Annotated in this window: 13 protein-coding genes; 9 read left to right on the forward strand and 4 right to left on the reverse strand. The window is 59.6% G+C overall.

The genetic code is table 11. From position 1 onward, the window contains the following. Positions 1–11 precede the first annotated feature (11 nt). The 4 genes from KQ661_RS23060 to KQ661_RS11120 are packed head-to-tail and all read left to right on the forward strand — an operon-like array spanning position 12 to position 1,568. Entirely contained in the window at positions 12–362 is a 351-nt protein-coding gene (locus KQ661_RS23060; protein WP_394369645.1) for a DKNYY domain-containing protein, read from the forward strand. Next, on the forward strand, positions 359–850 hold the full coding sequence (locus KQ661_RS11110; protein WP_216686216.1) for a transposase family protein: 492 nt from the start codon (positions 359–361) through the stop codon (positions 848–850). The genes KQ661_RS23060 and KQ661_RS11110 overlap by 4 nt, the downstream gene beginning before the upstream one ends. Before the next feature lie 41 nt (positions 851–891). Continuing rightward, positions 892–1,257, forward strand: coding sequence for a transposase family protein (locus KQ661_RS11115; RefSeq protein WP_317196152.1), 366 nt, complete (start codon positions 892–894; stop codon positions 1,255–1,257). Further along, positions 1,254–1,568: a DKNYY domain-containing protein gene (locus KQ661_RS11120; RefSeq protein WP_216686435.1), complete on the forward strand. Its 315-nt coding sequence runs from the start codon at positions 1,254–1,256 to the stop codon at positions 1,566–1,568. Before KQ661_RS11115 ends, KQ661_RS11120 begins: the two co-directional genes overlap by 4 nt. A 108-nt stretch (positions 1,569–1,676) precedes the next feature. Here the strand turns inward: KQ661_RS11120 and katG are convergent, their stop codons facing one another. The 4 genes from katG to KQ661_RS11140 form a co-directional block, all read right to left on the reverse strand. Beyond that, positions 1,677–3,935: a catalase/peroxidase HPI gene (gene katG, locus KQ661_RS11125; protein WP_216686436.1), complete on the reverse strand. Its 2,259-nt coding sequence runs from the start codon at positions 3,933–3,935 to the stop codon at positions 1,677–1,679. A gap of 478 nt (positions 3,936–4,413) precedes the next feature. Beyond that, positions 4,414–6,654 carry a xanthine dehydrogenase family protein molybdopterin-binding subunit gene (locus tag KQ661_RS11130; RefSeq protein WP_216686437.1) on the reverse strand — a complete coding sequence of 747 codons (2,241 nt, stop codon included), beginning with the start codon at positions 6,652–6,654 and terminating at the stop codon, positions 4,414–4,416. 159 nt (positions 6,655–6,813) lie between these two features. Beyond that, a complete protein-coding gene (locus KQ661_RS11135; protein WP_216680681.1) occupies positions 6,814–7,839 on the reverse strand; it encodes an FAD binding domain-containing protein in 1,026 nt (341 codons plus the stop codon). A gap of 95 nt (positions 7,840–7,934) precedes the next feature. Further along, on the reverse strand, positions 7,935–8,450 hold the full coding sequence (locus KQ661_RS11140) for a (2Fe-2S)-binding protein (protein WP_216680682.1): 516 nt from the start codon (positions 8,448–8,450) through the stop codon (positions 7,935–7,937). A 339-nt stretch (positions 8,451–8,789) separates the two neighbouring features. Here KQ661_RS11140 and KQ661_RS11145 point away from each other — a divergent pair, with 339 nt between their 5' ends. The 5 genes from KQ661_RS11145 to KQ661_RS11165 all read left to right on the forward strand — a co-directional run bounded on the left by KQ661_RS11145 (position 8,790) and on the right by KQ661_RS11165 (position 14,732). Next, positions 8,790–9,470 carry a response regulator transcription factor gene (locus tag KQ661_RS11145; RefSeq protein WP_216680683.1) on the forward strand — a complete coding sequence of 227 codons (681 nt, stop codon included), beginning with the start codon at positions 8,790–8,792 and terminating at the stop codon, positions 9,468–9,470. A gap of 217 nt (positions 9,471–9,687) precedes the next feature. After that, the gene (locus tag KQ661_RS11150) at positions 9,688–11,079 is read left to right on the forward strand and encodes a sensor histidine kinase (protein ID WP_216680684.1); all 1,392 of its coding nucleotides are present in this window, start codon (positions 9,688–9,690) and stop codon (positions 11,077–11,079) included. Between the two features lie 280 nt (positions 11,080–11,359). Continuing rightward, entirely contained in the window at positions 11,360–13,006 is a 1,647-nt protein-coding gene (locus KQ661_RS11155; protein ID WP_216686438.1) for a SulP family inorganic anion transporter, read from the forward strand. A 136-nt stretch (positions 13,007–13,142) separates the two neighbouring features. Next, positions 13,143–13,871: a carbonic anhydrase gene (locus KQ661_RS11160; RefSeq protein WP_226915525.1), complete on the forward strand. Its 729-nt coding sequence runs from the start codon at positions 13,143–13,145 to the stop codon at positions 13,869–13,871. A gap of 159 nt (positions 13,872–14,030) precedes the next feature. After that, on the forward strand, positions 14,031–14,732 hold the full coding sequence (locus KQ661_RS11165; RefSeq protein ID WP_226915526.1) for a carbonic anhydrase: 702 nt from the start codon (positions 14,031–14,033) through the stop codon (positions 14,730–14,732). The last annotated feature ends 83 nt before the right edge of the window (positions 14,733–14,815 follow it).

Raw genomic sequence — 14,815 nt, forward strand, 5'->3', positions numbered from 1 at the left:
CATTGTCTCTAATGACAGGTTGTAGCACTGGGTATAAAGTAGAGCGTGACGGTGTGTACTACGAATATTGGAACGAAGGGAGTGGGCAGAACAAAAAGAAAATCGCAAATGCTGACGCCCGAACATTCGAGGAGTTGGAATTTGATTGTGACTGTAGCTTCAAATTCGGCAGGGACAAGAACCACTTATATATTGATGGAAAAACAATGAGGAACATAGACCCAGCAACATTCAATTTTGTTGGAAACTGCATATTTCGTGATAATAAATCAGCGTATTTCTTTGGTTTCTATAACGAGACTTGTTGCGAAGTGAGTGAAGTGCGGAATTTTCGACAAACTGTACTTAAATTTAGAACATGAACTTTTCCGTAAAAAACCTCACTACTTCGCGTAAATGGCGTGCTGCCACGGGACTCACGGCGGAGCGTTTTGCGCAGCTTTTGGCGCATTTTAAGCAGGCGTATTTTCGGTTAAATGGAACAGATATGATTGAACGTGGGGCTTTTGCGCCGTATGAAGTAGCCCTTAAAACAGAAGAAGAATTACTGCTTTTCACCCTATTCAGCTTCAAAGCAAACTTGACGTATGATTTGTTGGGATTGGTCAGTGGGATGGACGGTTCCAACGCGAAACGCAACCAGGAATTAGGCATTACGGTGCTCCAAGAAGCGCTGGAGCAAACCGGGCATGCGCCAAAGCGGGAATTTGCGACAGTGGCCGAATTTGAAGCCTATTTTCAGGAACACGAGACGTTATTGGTCGATGGAACAGAGCAACGCAAGCAACGACCAGGAAATAAAGAGATGCAAAAAGACTACTATAGCGGTAAAAAAAAATACACGCCGTAAAAGAGATAGTTATTTCAACGACCATTCGCTGGATTGGTTTTATCAGCCGTTGTTACGGCGGAAGACACCACGACTACAGTGTGCTAAAAAGCATTTTACCAGTTGATAAAGAGTGGTTTAAAAAGTTCAAGGTGCGGTTGGACCTGGGGTTTTTGGGCTTCGCGAAAGACTACGTTTGCCGGAAAGTTTTTATTCCTATCAAAAAGCCGAAAGGGAAAGAACTCACCGATGAACAACGAGAAATAAATACAAAACAAGCAAGTGAACGAATTACCGTAGAGCATAGCATTGGCGGATTGAAACGTTATCGAATTTTGGAAGACCGATTACGTTTGCATAATTTGAACCTGTACAATGACGTGCTGGGAGTGTGTGCGGGCTTGTGGAATTTCAGCTTAAATCTGTGATTAATAGCTCGCAACAAGTCTACGATATAAATGATTGTGCTATTAAAGACGTTAATCCGAATAAAATAAAATTGATTTCATATCCATGGTCCAAAGCTGGTGACACGCTTATTCACGGTGGTGATAATCTGATTCTTGATGATATTAATTCGTTTAAACCGATTGATAAAGACTGGGGCCTTACCAAACAACACGTCATTTATAAAAGTAAAATATTAGCAGGTGCAGACCCAAAGACTTTCAAAGTTATTAATAGCTATTCAGGAAAGGATAAGTTGCATGATTATGAGTTTGGTAAAATTAAGGATTGAAAACCTTCTTTAAAAGAAAATGCCCCGTAACGAATTCGTTACGGGGCGTTTCTTTTGAGGCTTCAGCTGCATCCGCACCTCACGGGGCGGAAGCGCTGGCGGGTGGCATTAAGCTTTAGCCAAGTCGAAGCGGCCGAGGTTCATCACCTTGGCCCACACGGCTACGAAGTCCTTCACGAACTTCTCTTTTGAATCGGCGCAGGCGTACACCTCGGCCAAGGCGCGCAACTCGGAGTTCGAGCCGAAAATCAGGTCGACGCGGGTACCGGTCCACTTCACCTGGTTGGTTTTGCGGTCGCGGCCCTGGAAGGCGTTTTGCGCATCCGACGTGCCGGCCCAAGTGGTGTTCAGGTCGAGCAGGTTCAGGAAGTAGTCGTTGGTGAGCGCGCCGGCGTGGCTGGTGAACACGCCGTGGTTCGAGCCATCGAAGTTGATGTTGATGGCGCGCAGGCCACCAAACAGCACCGTCAGCTCGGGAGCAGTCAGGGTGAGCAGCTGGGCCTTGTCAATCAGCAGCTCCTCGGCGGCGGCGCGGTGGTGCGTTTTCAGGTAGTTGCGGAAGCCATCGGCGGCCGGCTCCAGGGCGGCGAACGATACCACGTCGGTTTGTTCCTGCGAGGCATCGGCTCGGCCGGGGGTGAAGGGGACGGTCACCTCGTGGCCGGCAGCTTTGGCAGCCTGCTCGATGCCAACTACGCCTGCCAGCACGATGAGGTCAGCCATTGAAACCTGCTTGCCGCCGGTTTGTGCGCTGTTGAAATCCTGCTGAATGCCGCCGAGCTTGTTCAGCACGGTGGAGAGTTGCGCCGGGTTGTTCACTTCCCAGTAGCGTTGCGGGGCCAGGCGCAGACGGCCGCCATCGGTGCCGCCGCGCTTGTCGGAGCCGCGGTAGGTGGAGGCCGAAGCCCAGCCGGTGGACACCAGCTGCTGCACCGTGAGGCCGGAATCGGCAATCTTGCCTTTCAGGGCGGCCACGTCCTGGTCGTCAATTACCTGGTAGGTAATGGCGGGGGTGGGGTCCTGCCAGAGCAGCTCTTCGGTGGGCACCTCGGGGCCGAGATAGCGCTCCTTGGGGCCCATGTCGCGGTGCGTCAGCTTGAACCAGGCGCGGGCGAAAGCATCGGCAAACTCGTCCGGGTTTTGCTGGAAGCGGCGCGAAATCACCTCATACAGCGGGTCGGCGCGCAGGGCGATGTCCGTCGTGAGCATGAAGGGGGCGTGGGTTACGGTTGGGTCGTGGGCATCGGGGATGGTACCGGCACCACCGCCGTTCACAGGGCGCCACTGGTGGGCGCCGGCGGGGCTCTTGGTCAGCTCCCACTCGTAGCCGAACAGGAAGTTGAAGTAGTCGTTGCTCCACTTGGCGGGCGTGCTCGTCCAGGCACCTTCGAGGCCGCTGGTGATAGTGTGCTCGGAGTGGCCCTTGCCGAAGCTGCTGCGCCAGCCCTGGCCCATCTCTTCGAGGTTGGCTCCGGCGGGCTCCTTGCCCACGTACTGGCCGGGGTCGGCGGCACCGTGGGTTTTTCCGAAGGTGTGGCCGCCGGCAATCAAGGCTACGGTTTCTTCGTCGTTCATGGCCATGCGGCCGAAGGTTTCGCGGATGTCGCGTGCCGAGCGAATCGGGTCAGGTTCGCCGTTGGGGCCTTCGGGGTTCACGTAGATAAGGCCCATCTGGACCGCGCCGAGCGGGTTTTCCAGCTGCCGGTCATCCACATAGCGCTTGTCGCCGAGCCACTCGGTTTCGGGGCCCCAGTACACGTCTTCCTGGGGCTCCCAGGTATCGACGCGGCCGCCGCCGAAGCCGAAGGGCTTGAAATCCATCGATTCGAGAGCGCAGTTGCCGGCCAGAATCATGAGGTCAGCCCAGGAGATTCTCTTGCCGTATTTCTGCTTGATGGGCCACAGCAGGAGCCGGGCCTTGTCGAGGTTGGCGTTGTCGGGCCAGCTGTTGAGGGGGGCGAAGCGCTGGGCGCCCGCGCCGCTGCCACCACGGCCATCGGCAATGCGGTAGGTGCCGGCGCTGTGCCAGGCCATCCGGATGAAGAAGGGGCCGTAGTGGCCGTAGTCAGCCGGCCACCAGTCCTGCGAGTTAGTCATCAGCTCGAACAGGTCCTGCTTCACAGCGTTCAGGTCCAGCTTCTTGAACTCTTCGGCGTAGTTGAAGTCCTTGTCCATGGGGTCGACAAGGGGCGAGTGCTGGCGCAGGATGCTCAGCTTGAGCATGTTGGGCCACCACTCGCGGTTGGTGCGGCCGCCACCGGCCGTCTGCTTCACCGCGCCGCTGCTGAAGGGGCATTGGGCGGCGGGCGTGTTCAGGTCGTGGAGGATGGAGTTGTCTGCGGGGAGGTCGTGCAGGTTGGCGCTCATCTTGGAAGTGTTTTGATATAGCCTTATGATAAAGCTGAATGAATTAAAGGGCTGCTGGGCGTAGTTAAAAAACTGTCCGTAGTATATGGAGTAACTGGAACAGTTGTTGGAGTTGTTTAGAAAGTCCCCGAACGGTCATGCTTCGCTGGGCGCTGCATGACCGTTCGGGGACTTTCTAAACAGCTTCGTTTTCTACAAATTTAATTGGTGCGAAATCATAATCAAAATTGATTTTATTTATAACTTTATAACCAAAGTATATATTAGCGCTTCGGCTGCACTCTATGAACGCCCAACAGCTTGGGTACCTCGTAGCTCTGGATACGTGCCTCCAGTTTGGCCTCAGCACAAAAGTTGGGCTACCGATTTTTAGCCCAACCATTGCCAAGTTATAAACCGTTGCACATGGAAATGCCCCGTAACCAATCAGTCGCGGGGCATTTCCATGTCACCTCGGCGGCACTGGCCGCTGGCGTTTCTACAGCAGCTTGTCAATCGTGATGGGCATGTCGCGCACGCGTTTGCCAGTGGCGTGGTAAATGGCGTTGGCCACGGCGGCGGCCACGCCCAGCATGCCTACTTCACCTAGGCCTTTGATGCCGAGGGGATTGACTTTGTCATCTTCCTCGCTCACGAAAACGACGTCGATGTCGTGAATGTCGGCATTCACGGGAATGTGGTATTCGGCCAGGGAGTGGTTCATGTAGCGGCCGAAGCGGTGGTCCATCACCGATTCTTCCATCAGGGCCATGCCGAGGCCCCACACCACGGAGCCGAGCACTTGGCTGCGGGCCGTTTTGGGGTTGATGATGCGGCCGGCGGCCACGGCATTCACCACGCGGGTAACGTGCACGGTCATCAGGTCGGGGTCCACTTTCACCTCAGCGAAAACGGCGTTGTGGGCGTGCATGGAGTATTTCGGCGGCTTCAGCATTTCCAGCTTGGCCAGTACGGTGGAGTTTTCGGCCTCAATGCTGGGCTCGCCGCTGGCCTGCACCACATCGCGCAGTACCACGGCCTGGGTGTCGTCGGAGCGCAGGCGCATTTGGCCGTTGACAAACTGCACGTCGTCTATTTTGGCATCCTTGAAAGCCGGATGGTCCATCTTTTGGGCCTGTTTGAGCAAGGCTTCGCCCAGCTTGGTGCAGGCTTCCACCACGGAGTTGCCGACCGAGGCGGCCGTCCAGGAGCCGCCCTGAATGGGCGATTGGGGCAGGGTGGTATCGCCGAGTACGAAGGTGACGGCCTCGATGGGCAGGCCCATGCTTTCGGCCGCAATCTGCGTCATAATGGTGTAGGTGCCGGTGCCGATTTCGTTGGTGCCGCTGCTCACGGTGAGGTGGCCGTCGGCGTCGAGGCTGGCTTTAACGGTGGCGGGCATTTTTGAGGCGTCCCAGACGCCGCCGCCCATGCCCCAGCCCACCAGTAGGTTGCCGTCGCGCATCGAGCCGGGCTCGGGCGTGCGCTGCTCCCAGCCAAATTTGGCGGCTCCTTCGTGGTAGCACTTGCGCAGGGCCTTGCTGGAGTAGGGCAGGTCCTGGGCCTGGTCGATATCAGAGTAGTTGCGGAGGCGGAATTCGAGCGGGTCGAGGCCGGCGGCGTAGGCCATCTCGTCCATCGCAATTTCCAGCGCAATGGAGCCCGAGGCCGCTCCGGGGGCGCGCATATCCAGCGGCGTGTAGATGTCGGCCTTGGCCAGGCGGTAGCCCAGCGCCACGTTTTTACAGTTGTAGAGCATGCCGCTCCAGCCCACCACGTTTTCGGTGAAGTCCTCAAACTGCGAGGTTTCGGCCACGGCGAAGTGGTTGATGCCGGTGAGCGAGCCGTCGGCCGCCGTGGCCAGGGCTACGTGCTGCAGGGTTTCGGCCCGGTGGCCGAAGCTGAACATCTGCTCGCGGGTGAGCGAAACGCGCACCGAGCGCTCCAGCTGTAGCGAAGCCATCACGGCCAGCAACAATTGGTATTGGGGCCGCAGGCCGGAGCCGAAGCCGCCGCCGGTGTACTTCGAAATCACCCGCGCCTGGTCCTTGCTCAGCCCGAAAACTTTGGTCACGAGCAACTGGCTGTTGAAGGCACCCTGGGTTTTATCGTAGATATTCAGGTACTTGTCGCCCAGCCACTCCACGGTAGTGGCGAACATCTCCATGGGGTTGTGGTGCTGGGCGTGGTGCGAGTACTGCGCCTCCATGTGGGCCACGCCTTCCTGCCAGCCCTTGCCAAAGTTGCCGCGCGACTTTGGTGGCTTGTAGCCGGCTTTGCCTTTGCCGGGCTCATAGGCCTCGTCCATGTGCTGGCTCAGCTCGGTTTCATGGGGAGCTTCCTCGTACTCGATGTGCAGGATGGCTGCGGCATAGCGGGCCAGCTCAAAGGTGTCGGCCACCACCAGCGCCACCGGCTGCAGGCTGTACTTGATTTCGGCGTCGTGCAGTGGCCGGAACGGCGAGCCGCCTGGGGCAATCTGGTCCTGGTAACTGCGGTCGAGCAAGGCATAATGCGGCACGTTCTCGTGCGAGAAAACCTGCTGCACGCCAGGCAGTGCCAGCACCGGCGCGGCGTCGATTTTTATGATTTTACCCTTCGCAATGGGGCTGCTCACCACGTAGCCGTACAGCAGGTTCGGCACGTTGTATTCGGCGGCGTATTTGGCGGAGCCAGTCACTTTGGCCGGCCCATCCACGCGGCTGGTGGGCTTGCCGATATAGTCGGTTTGGAGAGTCATAAGAGTGGATTAGAAGTAGGGGCGGGGTCGTACCCGGTAGGGCTTGTCCCCGCCCGTCGTTGAACGACTGGCCAAGGGGATATCTGATGTGGGTACTAGCGTTTGTGCAACGACGGGCGGGGTCAAGCCCTACCGGATACGACCCCGCCCCTACGCCCCTTACGGGTTGGAGTTCAAAAAAGCGTTGGTATCAACCGTTTCATTCATCTCCGTCGCCTGTTTGAGCGCCCGCACAATGGCGCGCTTGGCCAGCTCAATCTTGAATGTGTTTTCCCCGTAGCCTTTGGCGTTTTCGAGCACCTTGGCCGCCACGCGACGGAAGGTGTCGGCCGTGGCGGGCTGGCCGATGAGCATTGCCTCGGCCTCCTTATCGCGCCAGGGCTTGTGGGCCACGCCGCCCAGGGCCAGGCGCGCATCTTTTATGGTATTGCCGTCCAGCTCCAGCGCGGCCGCCACGCTCACTAGGGCGAAGGCGTAGCTGGTGCGGTCGCGCAGCTTGAGGTAGCTGAAGTTCTTCGCGAAGCCTTTTTCCGGTAAGTCGAGGCCGGTGATGAGCTCGCCGGGCTCCAGGGTGTTGTCGCGCTCGGGGTGGTCGCCGGGCAGGCGGTGAAAATCCTCAAATTTGATGGTGCGCTCGCCGTTGGGGCCGCTCACGCGCACGGTGGTGTCGAGGGCGGCCAGGGCCACGCACATGTCCGAAGGGTGGGTGGCAATACAGGAGTCGCTGGTGCCCAGAATGCCGCACACGCGGTTGTAGCCGCCAATGGCCGAGCAGCCCGAGCCCGGCTCGCGCTTGTTGCAGGGCGTGGCCAAGTCGTAGAAATAGTAGCAGCGGGTGCGCTGCATGAGGTTGCCGCCGTCGGTGGCCATGTTGCGCAGCTGCGGGCTGGCCCCGGCCAGAATGGCCTGGTTCAGCAGCGGGTAGCGCTTCTCCACTTCGGGGTGCCAGGCGGTATCGGCATTGCTGGCGAGGGCCCCGAGGCGCAGGCCGCCATCAGGCAGGGTTTCGATGGTGTCGAGGCCCAGCTTTTTGAGGCCGATGAGGTGCGTGGGGCGGGCCACGTTTTCCTTCATCAAATCGACCAGATTGGTGCCGCCCCCGATGTAGGCCGAGCCTTCGTGCGCGGCTTTATCCTGCACGGCGCCCGCCACGGCGGCGGCTTGGGTGAAAGTGAAACTGTTCATAAAGTGAAATAGTGAGCTGGTGAGTGCTAGGGAGCTTTGAAGGAGGCGGGTGAGGGTGAATTTGAAATATCTACTCACCATTTCACCAGCTCACTCTATTTCACCGCTAATACTTCCATTACCGCGCTGAGAATGTTGCTGTAGGCCCCGCAGCGGCAAACGTTGCCGCTCATCAGCTCCCGCACTTCGGCTTCGGTTCTGGCTTTGCCTTCGTTGAGGAGGCCCTGCGCCGAGCAAATCTGGCCGGGCGTGCAGTAGCCGCACTGAAAGGCATCGTGGTCGATAAACGCCTGCTGGAGCGGGCTGAGGTGGTCTTCCGAGCCGAGGCCTTCGATGGTCTGAATTTCGCTGCCTTCCTGCATCACGGCCAGCGAGAGGCAGGAGTTGATGCGCTTGCCATCGACGAGCACGGTGCAGGCCCCGCACTGGCCGTGGTCGCAGCCTTTTTTGGTGCCGGTGAGGTCGAGGTACTCGCGCAGGGCGTCGAGCAGCGTCGTCCAGGGGGCAATCTGTAGGGTGTGCGCCTGGCCGTTGATGTTCAGGCTGACGGACTGGGTGGGGGCCAGGGCAACCGGTGGGCGGCCGAGCGTAGCTTGGGTAACTTGGCTCATAAAAACGAATAGCTTAAAGTTGCGGGTACTGCTATTCGCATACGGCCGGCTTTTCTTTCGTGTTTTATAAAAAGTTGTCGTGCACTAAGCGCCGCTCCTGAATAATCTCACCCGGACAGGGCGATAGTTCTAGAAATCAGCAAGAATGAAGACAAGATGAAATTTTGGCAGCCTCTTTAAAACTTGAGCTATCAGTTATTTTTTAAGAGGCTAGCTTGTATTGCTAGGAATGCAACGCTTTGGCGGCTTGGTTTGACTAGGTGAAACGTGACGATGAATGCGCCTGCCCACAGCCGGCTCCCCGTTTCGTTTTCCGAAACAGCGCTACCTTCCGGCCCCATGAAAATCCTTTTAGTTGAAGACGAGCCCTCCGTGGCGGCCTTCCTGCACCAGGGCCTGACGGAGCAGGACTACACCGTCGACCTCGCCGCCGATGGCTTGCTGGGCCTGCGCCGCGCCCAGGAAAACAGGTACGACTGCCTGATTCTCGACCAGATGCTGCCCGGCCTCAGCGGCCTCGAAGTGTGCCGCCAGGTGCGCGCCCACGACTCCGGCGTGCCCATCCTCATGCTCACCGCGCTGGGCGAGACGGACGATAAAATCCGGGGCCTCGACGCCGGGGCCGACGACTACCTTGTCAAGCCCTTTGCCTTCGATGAGCTGCTGGCCCGCCTGCGCGCCCTTGTGCGCCGCCGCACCGAAGCCCCCGCGCCCAAAGCCGTGCTCTACCTCGCCGACCTCAGCCTCGACCCCAGCGCCAAGCGCGTGGAGCGCGCCGGACAGGCCATTCAGCTCACCGCCCGCGAGTTTGCGCTGCTGGAGTACCTGCTGCGCAACCAAAACCGCGTCGTCTCCCGCGCCGATTTGCTGGAGCACGTCTGGGATTTGAGCTTCGATACCGGCTCGAATGTGATTGATGTATACATCAATTTTCTGCGCAAGAAAGTGGACAAGGGGTTCGAGCCCAAGCTGATTCATACGCTGGTGGGAATGGGGTACGTGATGAAAAATGAGGGGTGATTGATGTGGGAAATGTGGGAAATATGAAGGGTGCAGAATACAGCGAAACTGTTTAATGAATTTGGCAAACCATTAAAAATTGATGCTTAAGTCCGCTCAGCGTGATGGTCTTTCGACATACAGCATTTCTTTTACCCATACCGCATTCTTCCCATTTCCACATCCCCCACATTTCCCACATCAATCACACTCCTCACATTCTCCACATCATTAAATAATGTCCATTCGCCTCCGGCTTGCCTTGCAGTTCGGGTCCATTCTGGCCGTGACGCTGTTGTTGTTTGCGCTGGTTATCTACTTTGCCACGCAGCAATCGCGCCGTAACCAGTTCACCCAAACCCTGTTTAAGCGCACGCTGGTGGTGGGGCACGCCTACGTGGGCGGGCAGAATGACCTCGACGATGTGGGCGAGCAGGCGTCGTACCGCCGCTACCTGCGCCAGCTTTACCGCACGCTGCCCGCCGAGCAGGGTAGGGTATATGATGCGAAAAACCAACTGGTTTTCCGGGAAGGGCAGGGGGCGGCCCAACCCGTGCCACCGGCTTGGCTGGCCGAGGTGCGCCGCACCGGCCAGGCCGTGCTGGAGCCCGAAACCAACTACCATGAAACCGTGGGCCTCCTCTACCGCGATGCCCAGTTGGGTCCGCTGGTGGTGGTGGCCTCGTCGGTAGATGAGGACAGCCGCCAGCAACTGCGCGAGCTGCAGCAGCTGTTGGCTTTGGGCTTGCTGGTAGCGGTGGCGGCGGCCGGGGTAGGCAGCTGGTTTTTTGCCGGTCAGGCCCTGCGCCCGTTGCGTCGCATGGTGTGGGAGGTCGACGGTATTACGGCCACGGACCTGAGCCAGCGCCTGACCCGTACCGGCGAAGCCACCGACGAAATTGGCCGCCTCACCCAGCGCTTCAACCGCCTGCTCGACCGCCTGGAGGCGGCTTTTGTGGGCCAGCGCACCTTCGTACGCGACGCCTCGCACGAGCTGCGCACGCCGCTCACCGCCCTCATCGGCGAGCTGGAAGTAGCATTACTGCAAGCCGAGCGGCCGCTCGCCGAATACCGCCGCGTGCTGCAAAGCACCCTCGATTCGGCCCGGCAGCTCAACAGCCTCACCAATGGCCTGCTGCAAATTGCCCGCGCCTCCGACGACCCCTCGCAGGTGCCCATGGCCGCCGTGCGCCTCGATGAGCTGCTGCTGCAAGCCCACGAGCAGCTGCTGCGCCGCTACCCTACCTCCCGCGTCGACCTCAATTTTGGCGAGGCCGACTCCTTTATCGTGCACGGCAACGAGGCGCTGCTGCTATCGGCCGTGCTCAATATTCTGGACAATGCCTGCAAGTTCTCGCGCCAGACCGGCGGCACCGTCACGGCCACGCTGGCCCGCAGCCGCAAGCATCTGTCGCTGCTGGTGAGCGACGAAGGCCCCGGGCTGTCGGCGGCCGATTTGCAGCAGGTGTTTGTGCCGTTTTTCCGGGCGGCCTCGGCGCGGGCAGTGCCGGGGCACGGCATTGGACTGCCGCTGGCGGCCCGCATCATGGCGCTGCACAGCGGCACGGTGCGCGTGGAAAGCGAGCCCGGCCAGGGCACGCAGGTGTGGCTGGAATGGCCGATTATTTGATTTTCAGGGGAATCTGTTCAGGGCGTCATGCCGAGCGCAGCCGAGGCATCTCGCTTGCGGTGGTAAGCAAAATCGTTCGGCGATTGATTTACTGCTGCACGCAAGATGCCCCGGCTACACTCGACATGATGCCCTTTTTCGTCGACTCAAGCCTGGAATCCGGTTTTAATTCCCTTTTAATGTGCTTTTAATTCGGGCTTAATAGCGCCCGCGTAACCTTGTGCCAAACTCTGCCTCTCCGTTGATTCCCACGGTGGGCCGATGCTGCAATCCCAAGGTTATGACCCAGGTAATTTCTTCGCCGGCCCAAACCGGTACTCCTATTGCGGCCCCGGTAGCGCCCGGCAAACCCCGGCCGAAAGCCTCGCTATTCAGTACCATCGGGCAGGATGCACCAGCGGGGCTAGTGGTTTTTCTGGTGGCGCTGCCGCTGTGCCTGGGCATTTCGCTGGCCTCGGGCGCACCGCTGCTCGCGGGCGTGATTGCGGGCATCGTGGGTGGCCTGGTAGTGAGCTTGTTGAGCGGCTCGGCGGTGAGCGTGAGCGGGCCGGCTGCCGGCCTCACGGTGGTGGTGCTGTCGGCTATTTCGTCGCTGGGCTCGTGGCCGGCGGTGCTGGCGGCCACGGCCGTGGCCGGCGTTATCCAGATGGGGCTGGGGCTGGCCCGGGCCGGCATTATTGCCCTTTACTTTCCGGCGGCCGTGATTCGCGGGATGCTGGCAGCCATTGGCATTATTCTTATTCTGAAGCAGATTCCACACTTCCTGGGAGCCGATACCGACTACTTTGAGGACATGGACTTTCTGCAATTCAACGGGCAGAATACGTTCTCGGCCATTGCGGCGGCGGCGCGGGCGCTCAGCGCCGGCTCGGTGCTGGTGGGCGTGGCGTCGCTGGCGCTGCTGCTGCTGTGGAATACCGCTCCCATCCGGCGGCAGTCGTGGTCGCGGCTGGTGCCGGGCGCTCTGGTGGCCGTGGTGGTGGCCGTGGGCCTCAATCAGCTGCTGAAAACCATCGCGCCCGATTGGCAGGTGCTGCCCAAGCACCTCGTGAAGCTGCCGGTGCTGTCGTCGCTGGGCCAATTGGCCGGCGAAATGATTCTTCCCGATTTCAGCGCCCTGCGCAACCCCGCTACCTACGGCGTGGCCTTCACCATTGCCATCGTGGCCTCGCTCGAAACGCTGCTCAGCGTGGAGGCCGTGGACAACCTCGACCCGCAAAAGCGCCACACGCCCACCAACCGCGAGCTGCTGGCCCAGGGCGCGGGCAACCTTGTCAGCGGCTTGCTAGGCGGCCTGCCGCTTACGGCGGTTATTGTGCGCTCATCGGCCAACGTGGCGGCCGGTGCGCAAAGCAAAATATCGGCCTTCATTCACGGCCTGTTGCTGCTCACCAGCCTGCTGTTTCTGGGTGCGGTGCTGAACATGATTCCGCTCTCGGCGCTGGCGGCGGTGCTGCTGCTGGTAGGCTTCAAGCTCACCTCACCCGCCCTCTACCGCAAGCAGTGGCAGCTGGGCCGCGAGCAGTTCATTCCCTTCATTATCACCATCGTGGCCGTGCTCTTTACCGACTTGCTCAAGGGCGTGAGCATTGGGCTGGCGCTGGGCTTCTTCTTTATCCTGCGCGATAACGCCAAGGCCGGCTCCTACCTGCGCCGCGACGAAGCCGCCGACACCGCCGAAGGCGAGGATGGTCGCCAGCTGCATCTGCGCCTGCCCGAGCACGTTTCGTTCCTCAACAAGGCCAGCATTGTGACCACGCTAGAGCAGCTGCCCGCCAACAGCCGCGTTATCCTCGATGGCACCCGTTCCGATGTTATCGACCACGATGTGCTCGAAGCCATCGAGGCGTTTCGCCAGGCCGCCCCGGCCCGGGGAATCGAGCTGGAGACGCGTGGCATTCGCCAGGTAGCGCTGGGCACGCACTAGCGCAGTTTTTGGGCTGATGAGCTGCATGACTGCACTACTCCGTGCAGCTGCCTGAAACCCATCAAATTATTGGTAGGCAAGGTGTAGGGTGAACATTACGGTGCATGCCGCATGACCAGATTCTTTTCCCATTATTATGACCGCCATCAATCAGCTTCTGCAAAACAACCAACGGTGGATGGCTGCGAAAGCCAGCCGGGACCCGGCTTATTTCACCAGGCGCGTGGCCGGTTTCGCCCCGAAATACCTGTTCATCGGCTGCTCTGATTTGGGCGTGGCTGCCAGCGAGCTGCTGGGCCTGAAGCCCGGTGAAGTGCTGACGCACAGCAACGTGGCCAATCTGGTAGCGCACTCCGACATGAGCCTGCTCAGTGTGTTACAGTACGCCGTGCAAAACACGGCTATCGAAGACATCATCGTGTGTGGCAGCTACAATTGCGCCGGGGTAGCTGCTGCCGCCGCGCATCAGCAACACGGCTTGCTCGATAGCTGGCTTACGCAGGTGCGCGACGTGGTGCGGCTGCACGAAAAGGAGCTGCTGCGCATCGGCGACGACGCGGCCCGCCTGCGCCGTCTCGTGGAGTTGAACGTGATGGAGCAAGTGCGTAACCTGGCCAAAACCAACCTCGTCCAGAATGCCACCCAGGCCGGCCGCACGCTTCGCCTGCACGGCCTGGTGTACGAAGCGGCTACCGGCCAGCTGAACAACCTGAACGTGGATGCCATCAGCGGCTGGGCCGAAATTTATGCCACGCACCCGGCGGCGGCCGCCCCCCGGCTCATGGTTTCGCGCGGAACGCGGCCGCTGGTGGCAGACCGGGCGGCCAGCGGCAGCCTGAACGGCCACCGCCGCCGCAGTGCCTGAACGGCGCGGCCGCGCCTGGCGGAGGATTCCCGCCGACGAATTGGCGCTACCTTGCCGTGGCGTTTACCTCCCTTCACCGCGCTACTTGGGCGCTGGTGCTTTACTGGGGCTGGTGGGCCGCTTCGGCGGTTTCAGGCCATCAACTTACCTGTTTTAACTATGGCTGGTATCAGCGAAATTCTCGAAAATAACAAGCATTGGGTGGCATCTAGAAACGCGGAGGACCCCGAATTTTTCCAGCGCCTGGCCAATGGCCAGAGCCCCAAGTACCTGTTCATCGGCTGTTCCGATTCGCGGGTGCCGGCCTCCGGCATCACCGGCACGGGCCCGGGCGAGATGTTTGTGCACCGCAACATTGCCAACCTGGTGGTGCACACCGACATGAACCTGCTGAGCGTGCTGCAATATGCCGTGGAAGTGCTGGGCGTGAAAGACATTCTGGTGTGCGGGCACTACGGCTGCGGCGGCGTGGCTGCGGCGGCGGCCAACAAGCAGTATGGTCTGATTGACAACTGGTTGGTGAATATCCGCGACGTTATCCGGCTGCACGAAGCCGAGTACCTGCGCGAGAAGGACGACACGGCCCGCCTGCGCCGTCTCGTGGAGCTGAACGTGATGGAGCAGGTGCGCAACCTGGCCAAAACCAACATCATCCAGAACGCCATGCGCGGCGAAAACCCGCCCCGCCTACACGGCCTCGTTTACGATATCGCCGATGGTGTGCTGAAGGACCTGAATGTGGACGGCGAAGATGTGATAACCGATATGGAGCACATTTACGCCACCGAGGTACAGGACCACGACCCTGCTACCGACGAAACCCCTGAGCTAACCCCGGCCGGAGTAGCCGATGGCGAGTAGATTTTTTCCCGTTTCCCCCAAATAGTAACCAACCACCACCCACAAAAAAGCCCTGTCGCGCAATGCGACAGGGCTTTTTTAGT

The sequence above is a fragment of the Hymenobacter siberiensis genome, from assembly GCF_018967845.1.
Lineage (GTDB): Bacteria > Bacteroidota > Bacteroidia > Cytophagales > Hymenobacteraceae > Hymenobacter > Hymenobacter siberiensis.